Annotated in this window: 20 protein-coding genes and 1 pseudogene; 12 read left to right on the top strand and 9 right to left on the bottom strand. The window is 67.8% G+C overall.

All coding sequences use genetic code 11. The features are described from left to right. Positions 1-152: 152 nt before the first annotated feature. Positions 153-587: a hypothetical protein gene (locus tag ACTWQR_RS20065; protein WP_443228480.1), complete on the bottom strand. Its 435-nt coding sequence runs from the start codon at positions 585-587 to the stop codon at positions 153-155. Between the two features lie 217 nt (positions 588-804). Further along, on the bottom strand, positions 805-1,662 hold the full coding sequence (gene rsmI / locus ACTWQR_RS20060) for a 16S rRNA (cytidine(1402)-2'-O)-methyltransferase (protein WP_443228479.1): 858 nt from the start codon (positions 1,660-1,662) through the stop codon (positions 805-807). Between the two features lie 62 nt (positions 1,663-1,724). On the opposite strand from rsmI, the gene ACTWQR_RS20055 reads away from it, so the two are divergent. From ACTWQR_RS20055 to ACTWQR_RS20045, 3 genes are all read left to right on the top strand, one after another. After that, positions 1,725-3,467 carry a dolichyl-phosphate-mannose--protein mannosyltransferase gene (locus ACTWQR_RS20055; RefSeq protein ID WP_443228478.1) on the top strand — a complete coding sequence of 581 codons (1,743 nt, stop codon included), beginning with the start codon at positions 1,725-1,727 and terminating at the stop codon, positions 3,465-3,467. A 127-nt stretch (positions 3,468-3,594) separates the two neighbouring features. After that, positions 3,595-5,214, top strand: coding sequence for a penicillin-binding transpeptidase domain-containing protein (locus ACTWQR_RS20050; RefSeq protein ID WP_443228477.1), 1,620 nt, complete (start codon positions 3,595-3,597; stop codon positions 5,212-5,214). Positions 5,215-5,307: 93 nt separating this feature from the next. Beyond that, on the top strand, positions 5,308-7,023 hold the full coding sequence (locus ACTWQR_RS20045; RefSeq protein WP_443228476.1) for a penicillin-binding transpeptidase domain-containing protein: 1,716 nt from the start codon (positions 5,308-5,310) through the stop codon (positions 7,021-7,023). A gap of 46 nt (positions 7,024-7,069) precedes the next feature. Here ACTWQR_RS20045 and ACTWQR_RS20040 read toward each other — a convergent pair whose 3' ends face one another. After that, on the bottom strand, positions 7,070-7,414 hold the full coding sequence (locus ACTWQR_RS20040; protein WP_443228475.1) for an SsgA family sporulation/cell division regulator: 345 nt from the start codon (positions 7,412-7,414) through the stop codon (positions 7,070-7,072). 199 nt (positions 7,415-7,613) lie between these two features. Between ACTWQR_RS20040 and ACTWQR_RS20035 the strand changes: the two genes are divergently transcribed. The 6 genes from ACTWQR_RS20035 to ACTWQR_RS20010 all read left to right on the top strand — a co-directional run bounded on the left by ACTWQR_RS20035 (position 7,614) and on the right by ACTWQR_RS20010 (position 12,495). Beyond that, on the top strand, positions 7,614-8,672 hold the full coding sequence (locus ACTWQR_RS20035; protein WP_443228474.1) for an energy-coupling factor ABC transporter permease: 1,059 nt from the start codon (positions 7,614-7,616) through the stop codon (positions 8,670-8,672). A gap of 1 nt (position 8,673) precedes the next feature. After that, the gene (gene cbiQ, locus ACTWQR_RS20030; protein WP_443228473.1) at positions 8,674-9,435 is read left to right on the top strand and encodes a cobalt ECF transporter T component CbiQ; all 762 of its coding nucleotides are present in this window, start codon (positions 8,674-8,676) and stop codon (positions 9,433-9,435) included. Further along, positions 9,411-10,217 carry an energy-coupling factor ABC transporter ATP-binding protein gene (locus ACTWQR_RS20025; protein WP_443228472.1) on the top strand — a complete coding sequence of 269 codons (807 nt, stop codon included), beginning with the start codon at positions 9,411-9,413 and terminating at the stop codon, positions 10,215-10,217. The genes cbiQ and ACTWQR_RS20025 overlap by 25 nt, the downstream gene beginning before the upstream one ends. Next, positions 10,214-10,669, top strand: coding sequence for a MarR family winged helix-turn-helix transcriptional regulator (locus ACTWQR_RS20020; protein ID WP_443228471.1), 456 nt, complete (start codon positions 10,214-10,216; stop codon positions 10,667-10,669). The genes ACTWQR_RS20025 and ACTWQR_RS20020 overlap by 4 nt, the downstream gene beginning before the upstream one ends. Before the next feature lie 127 nt (positions 10,670-10,796). Beyond that, positions 10,797-11,243: an organic hydroperoxide resistance protein gene (locus tag ACTWQR_RS20015; RefSeq protein ID WP_443228470.1), complete on the top strand. Its 447-nt coding sequence runs from the start codon at positions 10,797-10,799 to the stop codon at positions 11,241-11,243. Between the two features lie 64 nt (positions 11,244-11,307). Continuing rightward, on the top strand, positions 11,308-12,495 hold the full coding sequence (locus tag ACTWQR_RS20010; RefSeq protein WP_443228469.1) for a serine hydrolase domain-containing protein: 1,188 nt from the start codon (positions 11,308-11,310) through the stop codon (positions 12,493-12,495). A gap of 76 nt (positions 12,496-12,571) precedes the next feature. Here ACTWQR_RS20010 and ACTWQR_RS20005 read toward each other — a convergent pair whose 3' ends face one another. The 5 genes and pseudogenes from ACTWQR_RS20005 to ACTWQR_RS19985 form a co-directional block, all read right to left on the bottom strand. Further along, on the bottom strand, positions 12,572-15,802 hold the full coding sequence (locus ACTWQR_RS20005) for an NB-ARC domain-containing protein (protein WP_443228468.1): 3,231 nt from the start codon (positions 15,800-15,802) through the stop codon (positions 12,572-12,574). Between the two features lie 338 nt (positions 15,803-16,140). Next, positions 16,141-16,921, bottom strand: a pseudogene (locus tag ACTWQR_RS20000) (EamA family transporter). Then, the gene (locus tag ACTWQR_RS19995; protein WP_443228467.1) at positions 16,918-17,415 is read right to left on the bottom strand and encodes a YbaK/EbsC family protein; all 498 of its coding nucleotides are present in this window, start codon (positions 17,413-17,415) and stop codon (positions 16,918-16,920) included. The pseudogene ACTWQR_RS20000 and the gene ACTWQR_RS19995 overlap by 4 nt, the downstream one beginning before the upstream one ends. A 10-nt stretch (positions 17,416-17,425) precedes the next feature. After that, on the bottom strand, positions 17,426-17,614 hold the full coding sequence (locus ACTWQR_RS19990) for a DUF397 domain-containing protein (protein WP_443228466.1): 189 nt from the start codon (positions 17,612-17,614) through the stop codon (positions 17,426-17,428). Beyond that, positions 17,611-18,462, bottom strand: coding sequence for a helix-turn-helix domain-containing protein (locus tag ACTWQR_RS19985; RefSeq protein WP_443228538.1), 852 nt, complete (start codon positions 18,460-18,462; stop codon positions 17,611-17,613). Before ACTWQR_RS19985 ends, ACTWQR_RS19990 begins: the two co-directional genes overlap by 4 nt. 140 nt (positions 18,463-18,602) lie before the next feature. Here ACTWQR_RS19985 and ACTWQR_RS19980 point away from each other — a divergent pair, with 140 nt between their 5' ends. The 3 genes from ACTWQR_RS19980 to ACTWQR_RS19970 all read left to right on the top strand — a co-directional run bounded on the left by ACTWQR_RS19980 (position 18,603) and on the right by ACTWQR_RS19970 (position 20,854). Next, positions 18,603-19,070 (top strand): ATP-binding protein, encoded by a 468-nt coding sequence (locus ACTWQR_RS19980; RefSeq protein WP_443228465.1) that lies wholly within the window; start codon positions 18,603-18,605, stop codon positions 19,068-19,070. A 259-nt stretch (positions 19,071-19,329) separates the two neighbouring features. Then, complete coding sequence (locus ACTWQR_RS19975) at positions 19,330-20,205, top strand: helix-turn-helix domain-containing protein (protein ID WP_443228464.1); 876 nt, start codon at positions 19,330-19,332, stop codon at positions 20,203-20,205. Between the two features lie 52 nt (positions 20,206-20,257). After that, entirely contained in the window at positions 20,258-20,854 is a 597-nt protein-coding gene (locus tag ACTWQR_RS19970) for a Uma2 family endonuclease (RefSeq protein WP_443228463.1), read from the top strand. A gap of 47 nt (positions 20,855-20,901) precedes the next feature. Here the strand turns inward: ACTWQR_RS19970 and ACTWQR_RS19965 are convergent, their stop codons facing one another. Then, on the bottom strand, positions 20,902-23,121 hold the full coding sequence (locus tag ACTWQR_RS19965; RefSeq protein ID WP_443228462.1) for an MMPL family transporter: 2,220 nt from the start codon (positions 23,119-23,121) through the stop codon (positions 20,902-20,904). Positions 23,122-23,175 lie beyond the last annotated feature (54 nt).

Genomic DNA, 23,175 nt, shown 5'->3' with positions numbered 1-23,175 from the left:
CCGATCCTACGAAAGTACGAAGCCCGCTCCTGCGAACGGGAGTCGTACGAAGCCCGCGGCTGCGAACGGGAACGCCGGGCCTCACCTCGCGGGGCGGGGGGAGCCGCTGGACGTGAGACCCGGCGCCGGGGGGTAACCCGCGAGCCGTGGGGTCACCCCGCCTTGCGGTGGTGGAACGGGTGCAGCAGATCGGCGAGGTGCCAGTGGTGCTCCGCCTCGGGACCCGCCGTCGACTCGGCCGATTCGGCCGTCTCCGCCGACTCCGCGAGGACGTCGGCGGCCTTCCGCGGACGGTCGGGCGCCGACCGGTGCATCGAGTTCTGCGCCGCGGACACCCGTCCCGGGCGCATGATGCGCAGGACATGACCGTCGCAGTTCAGGCAGGTGGGCCGGCTCAGCGGCGACGGCACGACCAGACCGTCGGCCACGTACATCACGAACTCGGTGCCTTCGGCGTCGAGGTGGTGCTCTATCTCGTACGACTGCTCCCAGCCGTGCCCGCAGTTCATGCAGGCGAAGGAGTACGACTCGTTGACAACGGCGGTCGCCGCGCTGCGATGGCCGGTCTGCCCTGCGATCTCGCTCATGCCAGCTCCTCTGGTCCGCTGGACGAGGGACGGGTGCGTCCCTTCACCCAGTGGACGCTTCCACCGGCGTGAACGCATCAGACCTGCCGACTGTTGAAGCCGTCTTGGCCGTTCTTTGTCCGAAGGCCTCCGTCAGCCGACCTGGGCTTTGCCTTTGACGATCGTCCTTTGCTCCCCTATGGGGCGCCTTCTGTCGCGTGCGCCCCCGACAGGGCCTCTACGGGGCGGCGCGAGCGGCGTTCTTCGCCGCGACCACCGCGTCGAAGACCTCGCGCTTGGGCAGCCCCGCGTCGGCGGCCACGGCGGCGATCGCCTCCTTGCGCCGCTCCCCCGCCTCCTCGCGCACCCGCACCCGGCGCACCAGTTCCTCGGCGCCCAGTTCCTCGGCGCCCTTCTCGGGGGCGCCCTCCACGACGACGGTGATCTCGCCGCGTACGCCCTCGGCGGCCCAGGCGGCCAGCTCGCCGAGCGGGCCGCGCTTGACCTCTTCGTACGTCTTGGTCAGCTCGCGGCACACTGCCGCCCGGCGCGTCGCCCCGAACACCTCGGCCATCGCGGCGAGCGTGTCGTCGAGCCGGTGCGGCGCCTCGAAGTACACGAGCGTGCGCCGCTCGCCCTCGACCTCCCGCAGCCGCGACAGCCGCTCGCCGGCCTTCCTGGGCAGGAACCCCTCGAAGCAGAACCGGTCGACGGGCAGCCCGGACAACGCGAGCGCGGTGAGCACGGCGGAGGGCCCCGGTACGGCGGTGACCTTGATGTCCTTCTCCACGGCGGCCGCGACCAGCCGGTACCCGGGATCCGACACGGACGGCATCCCCGCGTCCGTCACGAGCAGCACACGCGCCCCGCCCACCAGGGCCTCGACCAGCTCGGGCGTACGCGCCGACTCGTTCCCCTCGAAGTACGACACGACCCGCCCGGACGGCTGCACGTCCAGCGCCTGCGTCAGCCGCCGCAGCCGCCGCGTGTCCTCGGCGGCGATGACGTCGGCGCCCGCCAATTCCGCCACCAGCCGGGGCGGCGCGTCCGTGATGTCACCGATGGGCGTGCCTGCGAGTACGAGTGTTCCTGTCACGGTTCCATCCTCGCAGGGGCGGGGCACGGGACTCCCACAGACCTGTTCCCTACGATGGCGCGGTGACCAGTACCGCGTCCTCCACGGACACCCGCCAGGGACAGGGCGTCGAAGAGCATCGGCCGTCGTGGCAGCAGCGCCTGCGCCGGTTCGGCTACCCGGCCCGGCCCAGAAGCGACGTCCGCGACCGCCTGGTGCCCGCGTACGCCGAACCCGGCCCGCGCCTGTGGACGGCGATCGGGCTCGGCCGGCCGGCCGCGCACCGCATCACGCGTTGGTCGGCGTGGGGCGGTCCACTGCTCATCACGCTGCTGGCGGGCGTGATGCGGTTCTGGAACCTGGGCAGCCCGAAGGCGGTGATATTCGACGAGACGTACTACGCCAAGGACGCCTGGGCACTCATCCACCGCGGATACGAGGTCAACTGGGCCAAGAACGCCAACGACCTGATCCTCCAGAACAACGGCGACATCAAGATCCCGTCGGACGCCGCGTACGTGGTCCATCCGCCCGTCGGCAAGTACGTCATCGGGCTCGGCGAGTGGATGTTCGGGTTCACCCCGTTCGGCTGGCGCTTCATGACGGCCCTGCTCGGCACGCTCTCGGTGCTGATGCTGTGCCGGATCGGCCGCCGGCTGTTCCGCTCGACGTTCCTGGGCTGTCTGGCGGGTGCGCTGATGGCCGTGGACGGCCTGCACTTCGTGATGAGCCGCACCGCGCTGCTCGACCAGGTCGTGATGTTCTTCGTCCTGGCGGCCTTCGGCTGCCTGCTCATCGACCGCGACAAGGTCCGCGAGCGGCTGGCGGCCGCGCTCCCGCCGGACCCGGACGGAGTCGTACGCCCGGACGCGCAGACCGCGGAGAACACCCTCCTCGGCCGCCGCCCCTGGCGTCTGGCGGCCGGCCTGATGCTCGGCCTCGCCATCGGCACCAAGTGGAACGGCCTCTACTTCCTCGTCGCGTTCGGCCTGCTGACGGTCCTGTGGGACGTCGGCTCACGCAGGGTCGCCGGCGCCCGGCGCCCACACGTCGCCGTCCTCAAGCACGACCTGGGCTGGGCCTTCCTGTCGACGGTCCCGGTCGCCGTCACCACGTACGTCCTGTCGTGGACCGGCTGGTTCCTCTCCGCGACGGACGGCAGCGGCGGCTACTACCGGGACTGGGCCACCGCCGACGGCAGGGGCAGCTCCTGGTCCTGGCTGTTCCCGGACTGGTGGCTCAGCCTGTGGCACTACGAGTCGCAGGTGTACGAGTTCCACGTCGGCCTGTCCTCCCCGCACACGTACCAGTCGAACCCGTGGAGCTGGATCGTCACCGGCCGCCCGGTCTCGTACTTCTACGAGTCCCCGCTCCCCGGCAAGGACGGCTGCCCGACGGACGCGGGCGAGAAGTGTGCCCGCGAGGTCCTCGCCCTCGGCACCCCGCTCCTGTGGTGGGCGGCCGGCTTCGCGATCCTCTACGTCCTGTGGCGCTGGCTCTTCCGCCGCGACTGGCGCGCGGGCGCGATCGCCTGCGGCATCGCGGCCGGCTACCTCCCCTGGTTCCTCTACCAGGAACGCACCATCTTCTTCTTCTACGCCGTCGTCTTCCTCCCCTTCCTCTGCCTGGCCGTGGCGATGATGATCGGTGCCTTCCTCGGCCCACCGGGTTCGAGCGAACGCCGCCGGGTCATCGGCGCGGCCGCCTCGGGTGTCCTCGTCCTGCTGATCGCATGGAACTTCATCTATTTCTGGCCGATCTATACCGGCCAGGCCATCCCGATCGACAGCTGGCGTTCACGGATGTGGCTGGACACCTGGGTCTGACAACCCTCGACACCTCGGTCTAACAATCAGGGAACACGGCCCACATCCGCCTCCCCCGCCGCATACAGTGCGAGCACGGGGACCTTTCTGAACACGTTCAGAAAGGCCGAGGGGAGGGGATCGCGCAATGCGCAACGGGGCAAAGACCGCCCTTGTGGGCGGAGTGTTCGCCGTGATGGTGGGGGGCGCCGGATACGGCGCGTACAACATAGTGACCGCGATCAGCGGGGGGAACGGATCGCCCGGGACGGCGGTGAAGACCGGGCCGCCGTCGAGCGCGGAGGTCAAGGAGACCACCGAGAAGTTCTTCGCGGCCTGGGAGAAGGGGCAGGCGGCCAAGGCCGCGGGACTGACCGACAACGCGGGGGTGGCCAAGACCCTGCTGACCAACTACCTCGGCAGCGCGTATGTGACCAAGGTGCGGATCAGTCCCGGTACGCCGACGGGCGCGACGGTCCCCTTCTCCGTCTCGGCCACGGTGTCGTACGAGGGGAAGAGCAAGCCCCTCTCGTACGAGAGCGAGCTGACCGTCGTGCGCGGGGTCACCACGGGCAAGGCGCTCGTCGACTGGAAGCCGACCGTCGTCCACCCGGACCTGCAGGAGGGCGACACCCTGGTGACGGGCGAGGCCGCGAGTCCGCCGATCCAGGCCGTGGACCGCGACGGCGTGGTGCTGACCGAGGGGAAGTACCCGTCGCTCGTCCCGATCATGGAAGAGCTGCGGAGCGCGTACGGCGACACGGCCGGCGGCACCCCGGGCATCGAGCTGGCGATCCGGCGCGCGGCCGAGGGCACGGCCGACAAGACGCTGGTCACGATCGCCAAGGGCAAGCCCGGCAAGCTGCAGACCACGCTCAGGGCGAGCGCCCAGGCGGCCGCCGAGAAAGCGGTCAAGAAGTACGCCGAGTCGTCGGTGGTCGCGGTGGCGCCGAGCACCGCCGAGGTGCTGGCGGTCGCCAACAACCGGGAGGACGGCTTCAACGCGGCCTTCCTCGGCAAGGTCGCACCCGGCTCCACGATGAAGATCATCTCGGCGGCGACGCTGATCGACAACGGCGTCACGACGGCGAACGGGCCCGCGCCCTGCCCGCCCGACGCGACCTGGCAGAGCCAGACCTTCAAGAACCTCCAGGGCATGACGCCCAACGAGAACGCGACCCTCTCGGAGAGCTTCGCGCGCTCCTGCAACACGGCGTTCGTGAAGTACGCGGACGAGGTCGAGGTCGACTCGCTCACCAAGGAGGCGCAGGAGCGCTTCGGGCTCGGCCAGGACAACTGGAAGACCGGCATCCCGTCCTTCGACGGCTCCGTCCCGGCCTCCGGCGGCCCGGACACGGCGGCCAACATGCTCGGCCAGGGCCAGGTCCAGATGAGCCCGCTCAACATGGCGTCGGTCACCGCGACCGTCGTCACGGGCAGGTTCCGGCAGCCGGTGATCGTGCCGCAGCGCCTCGACGACCGCGAACTGGCCCAGGCGCAAGGCCTGGAGGCGAACACGGCCGCGCAACTGCGCCAGATGATGAACCGCACGGCGGCCAGCGGCACCGCCGCCGACGCGATGCAGGGGCTCGGCCCGAACTTCGGCGCCAAGACCGGGTCGGCGGAGGTCGACGGCCAGAAAGTGTCCAACAGCTGGTTCACCGGCTACCGGGGCGACATCGCGGCCGCGGCCATGACCCAGGAGGGCGGCCACGGCAGCGACGCGGCAGGCCCGATTGTCGCGGCTGTGCTACGGACAGGTGGCTGAGCTCACCCTCACAGGGCGGGACCCTAGGGTGGTGGCTGTCGTTCTCGTAGGAGACCGTGAGGGCAACGGGGAAGCAGCGAAGGAACGGAACGCGTGGGGAACAGGAAGCGTGCCGCCGAGCGCGGCAGGACGAAGCCCGCCGTCATCGGCGGGATGATCGCCGTGGTCGTCGGCGGCGCCGGGTTCGGCATCTACAGCGTGTACGACGGCGGGGCGGCGGCCGACGACAAGGCGTCGGCCGCCGCCGAGAAGAAGGCCGTGAAGACCGGCCCGCTGTCGGCGACCGAGGTCAGATCCACGGCCACGGCGTTCCTCACGGCCTGGCAGAGCGGTGACGTCACGACGGCCGCGGCCGCCACGGACGACACCGCGGCGGCGCGCACCCTGCTGACCGGTTACGGCAAGGAGGCGTACATCAAGGATGTGACCCTCACCGCCGGCAAGCGCTCCGGCGACTCCGTCCCGTTCTCCGTCAAGGGCACGGTCTCCTACAAGGGTTTGACCAAGGCCCTCGCGTACGAGTCCGAGCTCACCGTCGTCCGCCGCGCCAAGGACGGCAAGCCGCTGATCGACTGGCTCCCCTCCGTCGTGCACCCCGACCTGGAGAAGGGGGACCGGCTGGTCACCGGGGAGTCCGGGACGCCGCCGGTCAAGGCCCTCGACCGGGACGGCGGCGAGCTGACCGCCGCCAAGTACCCCTCGCTGGGCACGGTCCTGGACGGCCTGCGGGAGAAGTACGGCAAGAAGGCGGGCGGCAAGGCCGGGATCGAGCTGCGGGTGATCCGTGCGGGGTCGTCGGCCGGGACCGACTCCTCCGCGTCCCCCTCGTCCTCCGCCGAGGACGGCGACAACGAGAAGAACCCCGACAAGACCCTGCTGGAGCTGAGCAAGGGCACCCCGGGCACGGTCCGTACGACGCTCAGCCCGGGCCTCCAGGCCGCCGCCGAGCAGGAGGTGGGCAAGAAGTCCAAGGCGTCGGCGGTCGTCATCAGACCCTCGAGCGGCGAGATCCTGGCCGTGGCGAACTCCGGCCACGGTTTCAACATCGCCTTCCAGGGCTCGCTGGCCCCCGGCTCGACGATGAAGATCGTGACGGCGTCCATGCTCATCGACAAGGGGCTCGCGTCGGTGAACAAGGAACACCCGTGCCCCAAGTACTCGACGTACGGCGGCTGGAAGTTCCAGAACGACGACAAGTTCCAGATCAAGAACGGCACGTTCAAGGCGAGCTTCGCGCGCTCCTGCAACACGGCCTTCATCAGCCAGGCCAAGGAGCTCGGCGACGGCGACCTGACCGAGCAGGCGCAGCAGGTGTTCGGGCTCGGCCTGAACAACTGGGCCATCGGGGTGCCGAGTTTCGACGGCGCGGTGCCGGTGCAGTCGGATGCCCAGAAGGCGGCCTCACTGATCGGCCAGGGCGGGGTCCGGATGAACCCGCTGAACATGGCGTCGGTCGTGGCCACGGCCAAGACGGGCACCTTCAAGCAGCCCTACCTGGTGGCTCCGACGGTCGACGACCGCACCCTGGCCAAGGGGTCCCGCTCCCTGTCCGCCTCCACCCAGTCCCAGCTCCGCGAACTCCTCCAGTACACGGCGGCGTACGGCACGGCGGCCGAGGCCATGGCCGGCCTGGGCCCCGACTTCGGTGCCAAGACCGGCTCGGCGGAGGTCGACGGCCAGAAGAAGCCCAACGGCTGGTTCACGGCGTGGAAGGGCGACCTGGCGGCGGCGGGCGTCGTACAAGAGGGCGGTCACGGCAGCGAGTCGTCCGGGCCGATCGTGGCGGCGCTCCTGAAGGCGGGCAGCTGAAGGGCCTGTTTCTGAACCCCCGCCTGCGCTCTGACGGCCCGGTCGGTCAGTGGGTCACGGGGGCGGCGGCCATGTACGTACGCCGCAGGAAGCGGATCAGGGCCTTCGAGTCGAACTGCACGACCTCGACGCCGTTCGGCGAGTGGAACTCCATGACGGCCTGGACGCGGCCGCACGGCCAGATGTGTACGTCACCCGCGGTGACCGGGACCCGCAGCCCCTCTTCGAGGAGGTCGCGGGCGAAGACCCACTCGTGGTGGCCGGGCAGGGTGATGTGGACCTCACGGGGATCGGCCTCGGGGTCATAGCGCAGCGCGACCGGGACTGCGGGTGGATCCTCCGCTGCGTCCGTGACGATGTGGGCGCGCGCGTACTGCTCGACGGCGGACATCGGTGGCTCCTTCGCCTGTGGCACCCGTTGCGGACCCGTACCCATGGATGGCCCATGGGGAACCTTTTGAGAACTCTTTGAGCTCCTACCTCTCCAATGTCGCATATTTTCCGGAATGCGCCCCCGAGTCCCCCTCGGGGTCTATTCATGGCCAACTCGCTCTTGCGAACGGTTCGCAACAAGGCACTATCATCGTCGGGTGCATGTGCCTGACGGATTTATCAACGCCCCTGTCTCCGTGGCCTCCGGAGCGGTCGCCGCGGCGGCCGTCGCGGTGAGCCTGCGCGGTGCCCGGCGCGAACTGGACGAGCGCACCGCACCACTCGCGGGCCTGGTCGCCGCCTTCATCTTCGCCGTGCAGATGCTGAACTTCCCGGTGGCGGCCGGGACCAGTGGGCATCTGTTGGGGGGTGCGCTGGCCGCGATACTCGTGGGCCCTTATACCGGGGTCCTGTGCGTCTCGGTCGTCCTCCTCATGCAGGGCATCCTCTTCGCGGACGGCGGCCTCACCGCACTCGGCGTGAACATCACCGTCATGGCGGTGGTCACGACGGTCGTGGCGTACGCCGTCTTCCGGAGCCTTGTAAAACTCCTGCCCAAGAAGCGCCGTTCCATTACCGTCTCCGCCTTCGTCGCCGCCGTGCTCTCCGTGCCGGCGGCCGCCGCGGCCTTCACGCTCGTCTACGCGATCGGCGGCACCACGGACGTCCCCATCGGCCAGGTCCTCACCGCGATGGTCGGCGTCCACGTCCTCATCGGCATCGGCGAGGCCGCGATCACCGCGCTGACGGTCGGCGCGGTCATCGCCGTACGGCCGGACCTCGTGTACGGGGCCCGCGGCCTGACCGTGCCGCTCAAGCTGCGCGTGCACGGAGAGCTGGTCGACGCCCCGGCCGCCGAGCCCGTCCCGGCCGCCGCGCGTTCGCACCGGAAGGTCTGGCTGACCGGCCTCGCCGCCTCCCTCGTCCTCGCGGGTTTCGTCAGCTTCTACGCCTCCGCGAACCCCGACGGCCTGGAGAAGGTCGCCGCCGACAAGGGCATCGACGCCAAGGTCGAGGACCACGCGGCCGCCGACTCCCCGCTGGCCGACTACAGCATCGAGGGCCTCACCGACGCCCGGATCTCCGGCGGCCTCGCGGGCGTGATCGGCGTGGGCGTCACGGTCGTCGCGGGGACGGGCGTCTTCTGGGCCGTACGCAGGCGCCGTACGAGCGAGACGTCCCCGTCGTCCGTGGCCGACGTCGCCGAGAACGCCTGACATGGGCGCCGGCCACGCGCACAGGCTCTACCGCCACGGGCACTCACCCGTGCACGCCCTGCCGCCGCACACCAAGCTCGCGGCCGTCTTCGCCTTCGTGCTCGTCGTGGTGTCGACCCCGCGCGAGGCGGTGTGGGCGTTCGGCCTGTACGCGCTGCTGCTGGCGACGGTCGCCTACGCGGCCCGGATCCCGGCGGGCTTCCTGCTGAAGCGGTTGCTGATCGAGGTGCCGTTCGTGGCCTTCGCGGTGCTGATGCCGTTCGTGGCGCAGGGCGAGCGGGTCGAAGTACTCGGCCTTTCGTTGAGCGTGAACGGACTGTGGGGCGCCTGGAACGTGCTGGCCAAGGGCACCCTCGGCGTCGCCGCGTCCGTACTGCTCGCCTCGACGACCGAGCTGCGCGAACTGCTCCTGGGGCTCCAGCGGTTGAAGCTGCCGCCGCTCCTCGTGCAGATCGCGTCCTTCATGATCCGCTACGGGGACGTCATCACGGACGAGATGCGGCGCATGAAGATCGCGCGGGACTCGCGCGGCTTCGAGGCCCGTGGAGTCCGTTCGTGGGGCGTCCTCGCCAAGTCCGCCGGTGCCCTCTTCATCCGCTCGTACGAGCGCGGGGAGCGGGTGCATCTCGCCATGGTCAGCCGGGGGTACGCCGGTTCGATGCCGGTCATCGACGAGGTGACCGCGTCCCGGGCGCAGTGGTCGTACGCCTTCGCCCTGCCGTTCGCGGCTCTCGTCGTATGCCTGTTGGGATGGATGTTGTGACACATTCGCCGGAAGTGACACATTCGCTGGGCGACACCCCCTCGCTGGAGGTCTCCGGCCTCGCCTTCGCGTACCCGGACGGGCATCAGGCGCTCTTCGGCGTGGACTTCACCATCGGGCGCGGCGAGCGAGTCGCCCTGCTCGGGCCGAACGGCGCCGGCAAGACCACGCTCGTGCTGCACCTCAACGGCATCCTGACCGGCGGTGCGGGGACCGTGACCGTCGCCGGGCTGCCCGTCGGCAAGAAGCACATGGCGGAGATCCGGCGGAAGGTCGGCATCGTCTTCCAGGACCCCGACGACCAGCTGTTCATGCCGACCGTGCGCGAGGACGTGGCCTTCGGGCCCGCGGCCGCCGGGCTGAAGGGGCCGGAGCTGGAGACGCGGGTGCGTACGGCGCTGGAGCGCGTCGGCATGGAGGCCTTCGCCGACCGACCGCCGCACCACCTCTCCTTCGGGCAGCGGCGCCGGGTGGCGGTCGCGACGGTCCTGGCGATGGAGCCGGAGATCCTGGTCCTCGACGAGCCGTCCTCCAACCTCGACCCGGCCTCGCGGCGCGAACTCGCCGACATCCTGCGGTCGTTGGACGTGACGGTGCTCATGGTGACGCACGACCTGCCGTACGCCCTCGAACTGTGCCCCCGCGCCCTGATCCTCAGCGAGGGCGTGATCGCCGCGGACGGCAAAACCGGCGAACTGCTCTCGGACGAGGAGCTCATGCAGGAGCACCGTCTGGAGTTGCCCTTCGGCTTCGACCCGCGCTCCGTGACAATGGGCGCGTGACGAACGTAGAGGACTCAGATTCGCCGGCCGGGTCGCTGCTGCTCGACGAGCAGCTGTGCTTCGCGCTGTACGCGGCCCAGCGCGCCGTGACGGCCGCGTACCGTCCGCACCTCGATGCGCTCGGGCTCACCTATCCGCAGTACCTGGTCATGCTGGTCCTCTGGGAGCGCGGCGAGCTCACCGTCAAGGAGCTGGCCGGAGCCCTGCGGCTCGACTACGGAACGATGTCGCCGCTGCTCAAGCGCCTGGAGTCGGCCGGGCTCCTGCGCCGGGAGCGCTCCGCGCGGGACGAGCGGTCGGTGCTGGTCGCGCTCACCGGGCGGGGTGAGGAGCTGCGGGAGCGGGCGGAGTGCGTGCCGTCCGCGCTGCTGGCCGGTACGCGGCTGACGGGGGCCGAGGTGGAGCGGCTGCGAGAGGATCTGCGGCGGCTGGCGGCGCGGGTGCAGGCCTGAGCTTGGGTTACCCGCGGTTTCTACCCCCGGGTAATAACCGACCGGAATCCGCAGATACATTGTGTGCGATGTTCTTGTGCACTCTGTTTCCATCGGCGTTTCCGTCTGCCCGGGGGTGAGGCGATCCATGACCCACACTGTTGAGCTCGACAGCCGTCCCACGAAGATCATGTACGTGGCGGAGGCCACCGCGCACGGGGGCCGCGAGGGCTACGTCACCAGCCAGGACGGCCAGCTGGATCTCAAAGTGGCGATGCCTCCCGCGCTCGGCGGAGACGGCAACGGCACGAACCCGGAGCAGCTCTTCGCCGCCGGCTACAGCTCGTGCTTCCACAACGCGCTGGTCCTCGTCGGCCGCCGCGCCGGCTACGACCTGACCGGTTCGACGGTCGCCGCGAAGGTGGGTATCGGGCCCAACGCACACCAGGGGTACGGCCTTGCGGTGGCCCTGAGCGTCTCGCTCCCCATCCTCGACCAGGACATCGCGTCGAAGCTCGTGGACGCGGCCCATCAGGTGTGCCCGTACTCGAACGCGACCCGGGGCAACATCGACGTGTCGATCCTGCTGGGCTAGGAATCCTCGGTGGTGGGTGCGTGTTGCACCCACTGTCGTGGGTGCGCGAGACAGGAGTACGGGCGTGGACGTGAACGGCACAGTGGCGGAGGGCTTCGAGCCGGTCAGGGACGCGTTCGTGCGGAACTTCGAGACGCTCGGGGAGCTGGGCGCGGCCGTCGCCGTGTACCGGGACGGGCGCAAGGTCGTGGATCTGTGGGGCGGAATCCGGGACGTCGACGGCACAGCGGATTCGGCTCCCTGGGAGCGGGACACCGCGCATGTCGTGCACTCGGCGACGAAGGGCGTCGGAGCGGCTGTACTCCTCCTGCTCCATGAGCGAGGGCAGCTGGACCTGGACGCTCCGGTGGCGGAGTACTGGCCCGAGTTCAAGGCCCGGGGCAAGGAGCGGCTGCTGGTCCGGCACGTGCTGTCGCACCGCGCCGGCGTACCCGTGGTGGACCGTCCGCTGACCCCGGCCGAGGCCGCGGACCCGGACCGTACGGCCGACGCCATCGCGGCGCAGGCCCCGATCTGGGAGCCGGGGACGGACCACGGCTACCACCCGCACACGTTCGGCTGGATCCTCGGCGAACTCGTCCGCCGCGTCACGGGCGGCCGGGGCACAGGCGAGTGGATCGCAACCGAGATCTCCGCCCCGCTGGGCCTTGACCTGTGGGTCGGCCTGCCGGAGACGGAGGCCCACCGGGTGGGCCGCGCGGGCAGGATCAGCCCTCCGGAGTCGGGGAGCTCACTGCGCACCCGCCCGAAGCGGGCGGTGGCCGAGGCCTACAAGGACCCGTCCTCCACGACCTCCCGCGCCTTCGCCGCGATCAGTCCGCCCCCCGACGACAACGACCCCGCCTACCGCGCGGCGGCCCTGCCCTCCTCCAACGGCATCTCGACGGCGGACGGGCTGGCCCGCTTCTACGCCTCCCTGACCGGTGAAGTGGACGGTGGCGAGGGCGAGTTGGGCGGCACGCGCCTGTGGACCCCGGCCACGGTGGACCTGGCCCGGGCCGAGGAATCCGCGGGCCCGGACCGCACCCTGGTCGTCAGCACCCGCTTCGGCCTCGGCTACATGCTCCACGGCTCGGCTTCCCCCCTCCTGGGCCCGACGTCCTTCGGCCACCCCGGTCGCGGCGGGCCGCTGGGCTTCGCGGACCCCGAGTCGGGCATCGCCTTCGGTTACGTCACGAACGGCTTCCGCAAGACGGTGACGGCGGATCCGCGGGCGCAGGCGCTGGTACGGGCGGTGCGGGCCTCGCTGTGAACCTGTCGCTGTGAACCGTCAGCCTCAACCGGCGTGCAGCTCTTCTTTTCTTTCTCGATTTTAGGGAAGTAAGGCCTCATGGAACAAATCTGAGTGAATAGACGCCTTGATCTCCACAAGCAAAGAGAATGGACCCGTCGGGGGACCAGCAGTAGTCCAAGAGGCGCCCTTCTGTTCGCATAATGGTTACAAGGCTACCTTCCATCCAACTCCATACCTGAAGAATGCGCGCCTCATTCAACGTTGCCAACCATTCTCCGTTCGGCGAAAGTGCCGGTCGTCTTGATGTCGCACCGAATGCAGCAAAGATTTGTCCGCTACTGATTTCCGCCATCTTCACTTGACTATCGGTAAGGCTGACGAGCCAGGCGCCATCCGGGGTGACACTCAAATCCTGTGCCGGGTACGCAAACTGTCGGGTAAGAGCCACAGAATCAGAATCAATGTGCCAGATCTTGACGTCCTGATTAGTACCAGTGGCGAACCAGGCGCCATCCGGCGCGAATGCGATAGCGTGCACAGTTTTGTCGCCTGTAATGTTATGGAGCAGCATACCGAGTCGGTTCCAAGCGTATATGCCACCCCCTTCTTTGCCAGCCAGAACCTTTATTCCGTCTGGACTGATAGCTACGGCGCGAAAGTCACTTGCCTGAGTAAGAGTTTCAAGCAGGACGCCCGAGGTGTCCCAAAGATGGACACCATCCTCGCCTACTGTAGCTAGCCATGTACCATCCGGAGAAAATACTAAATCTTCGATCATCGCCGAATGCCCGAGCCGCACAGTCCGCTCTCCGGTGGATTGCATCCTTATCTCCACCTGCCCATTTGCGTCAATGGTGGCGAGGGTACCTCCGGTCGGCGCCGCTATTACACGCTGTATCGAGACTGGCGAGTTCGGCGCGGCCTGTGGTTCGATCTGGGAAGCGTGCTCCCAAATTCGGATTGCATTCCCGCCAGTTGCAAGCCAAGTACCGTCAGGCGCAACAGCTGCCGCACCTATAAAGTCTTGATACCCCGTCAGGTAGGTCCTCAGGTCCCCCGTTGCAGCATCGAATATGCGTGCCAGTGCATCGTTGCTCGTGATGGCAAGCCAAGTGCTATCGGTAGAAATAACTACGCTATGCGTTGCCCCGAGGTCTTGAGTAAGAGTCGCACTGAATTCGCTACTTCCCGTATTCCAGATTTGCACTCCATCGCCGCTAGCAGCGGCAGACCAGTTGCCGTTGGGTGCGATCGCGACGGAACGTATCACGCCCCGTCGCCTGGGAAGTGTACGGGTGGTCGATCTAGTGGCCGTATCCCAGACCTGAATATCACCATCTGCATTTCCCGTAACTATCCAGGAGCCATCCGGCGAAATCGCAAGGCACATCGTCCAATTGCAGCGCAGTAGCGCATCAACGGAGGAGGAATTAATGTCAACGATTCGGACACCGTCGTCGTATGCGGCAGCAAGCCATACCCCGTTGGGACCGACACGAATGTCTCGGATATCGAGGCTTGTGCCGCAATCAATAATCGCGAGTTCTCCGCTTATAGGGTTCCATGTTCTGACAGCTGCCCCGTCCGCGATGGCTATACGCGATCCGTCAGGGAAAATATCAAGCGCGACTATATTAGGGGTGTCAAGTTGGGCAAGGAGCTTTCCGGATGCGACCTCCCATACTTCCACTTTTCCGCTGCCGATTGCGGCTAGCCATCTACCATCCGGCGCAGAGGCCATCGCGATGGTGCCGCCAGTATTTTCGGTCAGAGTCCGCAAGAGGTCCGGGTTAGGCAGGTCCGGCGGCGGCCACCCGTTGAGTAGTTTTGGCTCGCTGGATTGTTCCTCTTGTCTCACGACGACTTGGTCATGCCATTCGTCAATGGCTTCGAGTCTGCTGCAAAGTACGTAAAGGAGGGCAGACGAGGGATCCGTTGGTTGCAACAGATGTGCTATTCGCGCCAGATCTCGTGCACGGGTAGTGGCCGCGGCAGTCGGAATCATCGCAAGGTCGGACCAGGGCGCTGTAGGGCCTCGCTGGAGTAGACGTGCTTCGATCCAGCGGAGGTTACTAGCGAGGGTCTCGGCTTGTAGGACTCTCCCTGCCGCAAGAAGGTGGTCTATTGTGTGGTCAAGCATGTAGCTGTCGGTTTGTTCCCACCATGCCACAATGGCGTCGGATGACACAGTCGCGACCGAGTAACAAGGAAGCCTTGTCGCGATCCCGTTGAGAAATACGTCGTTGACCTCGGTCAGGTGCTGAGCACCCATTTCGCTTCTCATGTAGTCGCGCAGGACATCATGGATTTTCACTTGACCGCCATTCTCCGGATTAAGGGAGACAAGAGAAAGCCCATTTAGTGTGTGGCACAGGCCTCTCGAATCCGACTCGGTGAGACTGTCGGTGGCGCGCCAAAGATCAGACACCAAATTTACGGGTATGTCTTCATCTTCCGAAAAAACGCCTAGCTCCAGGAACCGCGCATAGCCGCCAGGGGGCAGTAACTGCGTTGCGGCTTCTACGGTTGCACGTACGGCTGTACTTCGGCGCTTTGGATCGTCCAGGTCCACCGGTGCAGTTGGGTCGTCAACTCCGGTTGGCCCCTCACTTTGTATGCGCTGCGCCGTGCTGGACGCTGCTAAATTTGGGTCCATCCCACTAGCAATTTGGGCAGCAATAATGCGGTTCGTCAGGCGCAACAGCAGCGCCCAGCGGCCGGTGAGTGCCAGAAGTTGATCTTTGACCTCGGGTGACAGTTCCGGCAGATTGCCCGTCAGTACAGCGTCGGCCTGCACTGAAGGCATCTGATCCACCTGGATCCGCTCGGCATCGACTGGTAGAACGGCGGGAATGCGTGTTGTGATAAGGCGTACGCACTGTGCTCCGCCCAGCAGGAATGGAGCGAGTTGTTCTGGTTCCCAAATGTCGTCCAGAACCAACAAGGTGCGCGGGCGCTGGTCTAGCAGTCGGCCAAGGTGTGCGCCAGCAAGCTCTGGATCGTCGAACGGTGTCGTATCGCCTGTAATATATCTTGTTACTTCCGCTACTTTTGCGGAAATTGCTGCTCGATCGCGTACGCTGCGGCCCACAGTCACAAAGTAGATGCGGCCCTGGAATCGCTTTTTCACCTTTGGGCTTGCGCAGACAATCGTTGCCAGGGTTGTTTTGCCGAATCCCCCAGCGCCTTCCAGGGCCGTTGTGAGGCCTACGGAGCCCGCTGAGCGTCGTCGTGTACACACGAAATTAATTGCGCGGTCAGCCTCTGAACGTCCAACAACCCAGCCGGGTACCTCTGCCACCGGCGGGGACGGAGGGTCACCCATGATCGGGGCTTGAGATCCCGATCCGCCCAGTCCCGCGAGCCAAGCAAGGACGCCGACTGCGGCTCCGATGACGCTCGCAATGGGATTCGCCGCATCGAATCCTCCACGCAACACGACCACGCACAGCCACGACAGGCCAGCAACGCCTACCCCGAAAGCGGCAGCCCTCTTCCATCTCCCCCCGGACCTCATGACGTCAGATGTTACGAGCGGTCTCGCCGTGATGCCATGTCCAGGGAGGATCGACACCGCGGCAAGTTGGTCGGCTTTGCTCGAACGCCGGACGACTCATCCATGAGCTCAGGCGCGGGACGAGGCCAGGGTGTATCGGAACAACCTCATCCAGCCCCCTGGCCGGCAAGGTTATTACCGCATGAGCACGACTTGACTGAGGACTCGCGAAGGGCCGCGATGGGGGCGAGTTTCGGCGCGGGGCTGGGCCCAGAAGACCAGGCCGTACGCCGCCACGGACAGGGCCGCGCCAAGGAGGCCGAGGGTCGCGAACGGGCGGAGGACGGTGACGAGTTGGCCGCGCCAGCGGTACACGGCGTACGCCGGGATCGTCACGCCCTCCATCGCCATCAGCCAGGCGATGTAGCCGAGCGCCGAGCCGGAGGCGCGCACCCCGAGCCCGTCGACGACGGTGTACGCAGCGATGGACAGGCCCGTCGCCAACGCTGCCCCGATCGCCGCCCAGTTGGGCCGGTGTCTGCTCAGCCCCCACAGGGCGACCCCGGTGAACCCGGCACAGGACAGTGCGATGCCCGCCGCCGCCCAACCGTTGGGGACCTCGTGCGCGAAGACGGCCGCGAGCGCGGTGACGACGAGGGGCGCGGTGCCGCGCGCGATCGGGTACGCCTGCCCGAAGTCCCCGAGCCGGAACGACCGCATCAGCAGCACGTAGTAGGCGAGGTGGATCACCGCCGAGGCGAGCAGGTACGGCCACGCGGCAGCCTCCGGGAAGACGACGAACGGGGTCATGGCCAGCCCGATCAGCATGCCGCCGCCCGCTATCAGCGTGAAGCCCACCAGCTTGTCGGTGATCTGGTGGGCGATGGCGTTCCAGCTTGCGTGGGTGACCGCGGCGAGCAGGACGGCCGCGGTCACCAGCGGGGTCACGGGTTCTGCTCGCGTACGTCCACCAGGGTGGCGCCAGCGTGGGCGATCAAGGTTTTCGGTTCCATGGGGAAGACGGTGTACGGGGTGCCCGCGGCGGCCCACACCGTGTCGTGGTCCAGCAGCGAACGGTCTGCCAGGACACGGGTCTTGGTGCGGTGCCCGAAGGGCGGGACGCCACCGATCGCGTACCCGGTCGTCTCCCGTACGACGTCGACCTTGGCCCGCGTCACCTTCTCAACGCCGAGTTCCCGCCGCACGAGTTCGAGGTCCACGCGGGAGGCCCCGTCCATCAGCACGAGGACCGGGGTCCCGTCCGCCGCGAAGATCAGCGACTTGCAGATCTGGCTCAACTCGCACCCGATCGCGGCGGCGGCCTCGGCGGCGGTACGGGTCGCGTCCGGGAAGCGGCGGATCTGTGCGTGGAGTTCACCGAGTCCCAGTTCTTCGAGGGCCTCTGCGAAACGGGGATGGGCGCCTGATTCCGAAGGGGTCATGCACGGCAGGTTAGCTGCCGGTTACATGCGTCACGAACGAATTCCAGGTGGTGGGGGCGACGGTGAGGTGGGGGGCGGTGGGGGTTTTGGAGTCGCGGATGTGGATGGTGGCGGGGGCTACGGCTATCTCGACGCAGTCGTCGCCTTCGCTGCTGCTGCTGAAGCTGCTCTTGAACCAGTGGAGTTCCGGGGTGCTCATAGTTCTCCCAGCGCTTTCTCAATGAAGGCGTGTGACTCCCTCGGTGAGAGAGCCTGAGCTCGGATGATGCCATACCGAAGTTCGAGGATCCGGAGCTGCCTGAGGTCCGAGACCGGGCGACCGTTGAACGCGCCATCGGAGCGCCCCACTGCGGATCCGTCCTCGAACTTCAGCAACTCGATCAAGCCGCTCATGCCGGGGTGGCCTTCGTGGCGGGTCGGCATCACCTGGATCTCGACGTTCGGCAACTTGCTTACCTCCAGCAGGCGTTCGAGCTGTCGGCGCAGCACCATTGTCCCGCCGATCGGGCGTTCGAGCGTCACCTGTTCCTGGACAAAGCTGAGTTCAGGAGCAGGCGAGCGCTCGTAGATGGAGTGCCGTCCCATACGCGCCGCAACCATGCGCTCCAACTCGTCCTGCGAGTACGCAGGCCGCCTCACTCCGAGCAACGCCCGCGTGAACTCCTCCGTCTGCAGCAACCCATGAATGTTGTGGTTGCTGTACAACGAGACCTCGACCGCCCGGTCCTCCAACTCCTTCAGCTCGCGCACCTTCTTCGGATACCGAGCCTTCTCCATGTCCTCCCTGAACGCCTTGAGATGCCCGCCCGCGTTCAGGATCTCGTCCGCCCGGTCCAGAAACTCCACCCGGGGAATCCGCCTCCCGCGCTCGATCTTGCGGACCATGTCCTCGCCGTACCGCATGACATCGGCGAACTCGGCCACCCGCATCCCGGCGCCCTCCCGGCAGAACTTGACCAGGCGCCCCACGGCCTCGACCAACGGCGCGCTCTCGTCCCCCGGTTCAAGGTCCCAGTCGGCCTCGTCCACACCTTCGCTGCTGCCCATAGCCACCCACCTCCAACGCGCACCCGTACCCGTACGACACCCGAGACAGCCAAGACAGAACGAGACAAAGCCCGGACAGTCTCCATACGCACAGGCGTCATCGCAGGTCAGCGTAAGCAGCATCCGCCACGCTGTGTGACATGAATCAGCGAACCGCCCAGGCCGAACCGGAACTCGACTGCACCGTCAGCAACTTCAGCGTGCTGCTGTCCCCCACGCCATGCGGCGCCCACCTCGCGCGCCTGCTCGCCGCCGAGCAACTCCGCACCTGGGAACTCCCGTTGGACGCCGCGAGCCACATCGTGGCCGAGCTGGCGGCCAACGCCGCGACGCACGGGCGGGTTTCGGGCCGCAGCTTCCGGCTGGCGCTGTACGTGGTCGGTGACACGCTCCGTATCGAGGTCACGGACACCCGCGGTGACCGTCTACCCCGGCTCGGCTCACTGCAGCCGGACACCGAGTCGGGCCGCGGCCTCCTCCTTGTGGAGGCCCTCGCCGACCGCTGGGGCGTGACATCGGGATCGGCACCGCGCAAGACGGTCTGGGCCGAGATCACCCTCGTACCCGAAGCGGCTCCCACCGGATCGCGATCCGACCGGTCTCGGTGAGCCGAGCGGCGGGCCTCCACGTGATCAAGGATTTAAATCCCCCGGGGAAATCCCCCCACCAACCCCCTCCAGCCTCCCGTGAGCGCCCGTCACTCGCATGGGTGACATTTGCCAACTTGACTGGAATTTCCGGAGGTTGGCAGCCCTATGCTCGCCGCGGCAAGACAGGCACGACAACCTCAGAAAATGCATCGGCCCCCGGCCGGGACTAGCGATCCCGATCGAGGGCCTGACCACCAAGGAAGAAAGCCCCTTCCCGATGGATACCCAGCACCCTAGCGCGCCCTCGTGCGCGCCGCCCGCCAATCCGCGCGGCGTCACCCACATCAACGTCCGCCAGACGACGCGCTACACGGTCGTCGGCAACCACCTCGCCCAGCACCGGCAGTTGAGCCTTCTGGCGATCGGACTCGCCGTCCACATCCAGTCGCTGCCGTCCAGCGCCCGCGTCGACATCAAGACGCTCGCCGCCCGCTTCCCGGAGGGCGAGACCCGCATCGCGGCAGCCCTGCGGGAGCTGGAGACCCACGGCTACCTGGCGCGTAGCCGCGAACGGCTCCCCAGCGGGCGTGTGGTCACGCGAACCGTGTCGTACAACCAGCCCCGGGCCGAGCCCCAGGCGGGCGGCGCCCCCATCGACGTACGGCGAGACGTACGACCAGACGCACAACGGGACGAACAAGAAGCAGCCCCGGAACCCGCCGCTCCCGCTCCCTCTCCCAAGCCACCCCTGCCACCGCCTCCCATTCCTGAGCCCGAGGTCCACGACCTGGAGAGCCATCGCATCGCCACCGACCTGCTCGCGGCCCTGCACCGCGACGATCCCCGCCTCCTGCTCGCCGAGCGCGACGTACGCCGCCTCGCGCCCGGCGTCGCCGCCTGGCTGGAACGCGGGGCCGCGCCCGAGGCCGTACGCCGGACGCTGACCGCGAACCTCCCCCAGGAACCGTTGCGACACCCGGCCGCGCTCCTCGCCCACCGCCTCATCGAGCTGCTGCCGCCGCCTGTTCCCGTCGTGCGGGAGACGCCCCGCCCGCACCCCTTCCAGACCTGCGAGGACTGCGACCGTGCCTTCCGCGCCCCGGAGCCGGGCCGCTGCCGCGACTGCCGATCCGATCAGAAGGAGGCCGCCTAGCATGGACGTGACGATCCTTGCCCCTGGGCACAGACTACGAGGAGCGAGCGCCATGACCATCGCCCCGGACAACGCACGGCCAGACAATCACCACCGTTACCAGGCGATGCGTGAGTTCCTTGAGTCGATGGACGACACGCTTCCCGGCAAATTCGAGATCACCAGGGAAGGGATCGTCCACGACATGATGGCGCCCATCGGCCCGCACGAGATGACCACACTGCACCTCCGGAAGCGCCTCGAGAAGGTCATGCCGGAAGAGCTGGTCGCTCATACAGGCACGCCCGACGTGGAAGCCGAACCCGAGGGCATCATGCGCCACCCCGACGTCATGGTGATCGCCATGACGGACATGGATGTCCCGGGTTCCTTCGATCCACGCACGCTGATCGCCGCCATCGAAGTCGTATCCCGCTCGAACCCGGACAACGACTGGGTGGGCAAGGTGCGCGACTATCCCCTGCTCGGTATCCCCGTCTACGTGATCTTCGACCCTCGCACCGGAGACGGCGCCGTTCTCTCGGACATCCACGCAACCCCGGACGGCCCGCGCTACGCCACTCGCAAGGACTTCGTGTACGGCGAGGACGTCACCATCGGCGAGTGGACGATCTCGACCGAAGGCCTGCCGCGCTACACGAAGCGGTAGCGCGGCAGGCCGGTCAGGTGAGGATGCTCCTCAGATCAAGCGAGGGCTCAGACGCGAACCAGCTCCCGGTCCTCGTCCGGGTCCACGTTCTCGCTGTCGTGGGCCCGCAGTCCCTCACCCTCGACGTCCACGTTCGGCAGCGCCCGGTCCAGCCACTTCGGCAGCCACCAGGCCTTGTCGCCGAGCAGGGCCAGGACCGCCGGGACGATGGCCATGCGCACCACGAACGCGTCGAAGAAGACGGCGATCGCGAGGCCGAAGCCGATCATCTTGATCATCGAGTCGCCGGCGCCGATGAAGCCGCCGAAGACGGCCATCATGATGATCGCGGCGGCGACCACGACCCGGGCACTGTGCCGGAAGCCGGTCACGATGGCCTGGCTCGGCGTCTCGCCGTGGACGTACGCCTCCCGCATGCGGGTCACGAGGAACACCTCGTAGTCCATCGCGAGACCGAAGACCACGCCCACCATGAAGATCGGCATCATCGACATGATCGGGCCGGTCTCCTCGACGCCGATCAGACCGGCGAGCCAGCCCCACTGGAAGACCGCGACCACGGCACCGAGCGCGGCGAGCACGCTCAGCAGGAAGCCGAGGGCCGCCTTCAGCGGGACCAGGATGGAGCGGAAGACCACGATGAGGAGGAGGAAGGCGAGGCCCACCACCAGGGCCAGGTACGGGACCAGCGCGTCGTTGAGCTTCTGCGAGAAGTCGATGTTCATCGCGGTGGTGCCGGTGACCAGTACCTCCGCGCCCGTGTCGGCCTTGACGTCGGCGCCCTGGTCACGGATGGCGTGCACCAGGTCCTCGGTCTGCGTCGAGGACGGCTTGGAGTCCGGGATCACGGTGATCGTCGCGGTGTCGCCGGCCTTGTTGAACGCCGCCGGGCTCACCGTCACGACGTCGTCGAGGCCCTTGATCCTGTCGACCACCGTAGTGGCGGCCGCCTGGGGCTCGTCGCTGTTCTTGGCGTCGACCACGAGCATCAGGGGGCCGTTGAACCCGGGACCGAAGCCCTCCGACAGCAGGTCGTACGCCCGGCGCTGCGTCGTGGAGGTCGGCTGCGCGCCGTCGTCGGGCAGGCCCAGCTCCAGCTGGGTGGCCGGGACGGCGATCACACCCAGGCCGACCACACCGAGCAGCAGCACGGCGGCCGGACGGCGGATGACGAAGTTCGCCCAGCGGGTGCCCATATTGGGCCTGGTCTGCTGCTTCTCGGACTTGTTGGCGTCGGCCGGCTTGCGCTTCACACCCGTCGGGCGGATCTTCTTGCCCGCGTACCCGAGCAGCGCCGGGATCATGGTCAGCGCGATGAGGACGGCGACCACGACCGTGCCCGCCGCCGCGAGGCCCATCTTGGTCAGCATCGGGACGTTGACGACCGCGAGGCCCGCCAGCGCGATCACGACCGTGAGGCCGGCGAAGACCACCGCCGAGCCGGCGGTGCCGGTGGCGCGGCCTGCCGCCTCCTCGCGGTCGCGGCCCTCGGCCAGTTCGGCCCGGTAGCGGGAGACGATGAACAGCGCGTAGTCGATGCCGACCGCGAGACCGATCATCAGGGCGAGCGTGGAGGTGGTGTCGCCGAGGTCGAGCGCGTTGGCGAGGGCGGTGATGGTGGAGACACCGATGCCGACCCCGATGATCGCCGTCAGCAGCGGCAGTCCGGCCGCGACCAGCGAGCCCAGGGTGATGACGAGGACGACCGCGGCGATGGCCAGGCCGATGATCTCGCCGATCGCCCCCATCTCGGCCCCGGCCTCGAGCGCGTCACCTCCGACGTCGACGGTCAGCCCGGTGGCCCGGGCCTCGTCCCCGGCCTTCTCCAGGGCGTCCCTGGTCGAGTCCGCCAGCTCCATGCCGGGGACTTCGTACTTCACCGACGTGTAGGCGACCGTGCCGTCCTTGCTCACGGCATTCGTCGTGAACGGGTCGGTGACGGAGACGACTTCGGAGCCGTCGCCCAGTTCCTTGACGGTCTTCTCGACGGTCGCCTTGTTGTCGGCGTCCGTCATCTTCTCGCCGTCGGGCGCCTTGAAGACGATGCGCCCGGTCGCTCCGTCGGCGCTGCCGCCGGGGAAGCGCTGCTCCAGCAGGTCGAAGGCCTTCTGCGCCTCGGTGCCGGGGATCGAGAAGGAGGTGGTTCCGGCGGCGGGCGCGCTTGCCGCGCCGACGCCCGCGAGGGTCAGCAGGGCCACCCATATCAGGACGGCGAAGTGCCGTCGCCGAAAGGCGAGTCGGCCGAGTTTGTAGAGGAACGTGGCCACGAGGGCGTACTCCCGGTCAGGTCGGTGATGGCATCAGGGCAGGGGTCATCAGCC

Origin of the sequence: Streptomyces sp. 2A115, from assembly GCF_052245575.1 — a bacterium.
Lineage (GTDB): Bacteria > Actinomycetota > Actinomycetes > Streptomycetales > Streptomycetaceae > Streptomyces.
This window is presented reverse-complemented; position numbering and strand designations above follow the sequence as displayed.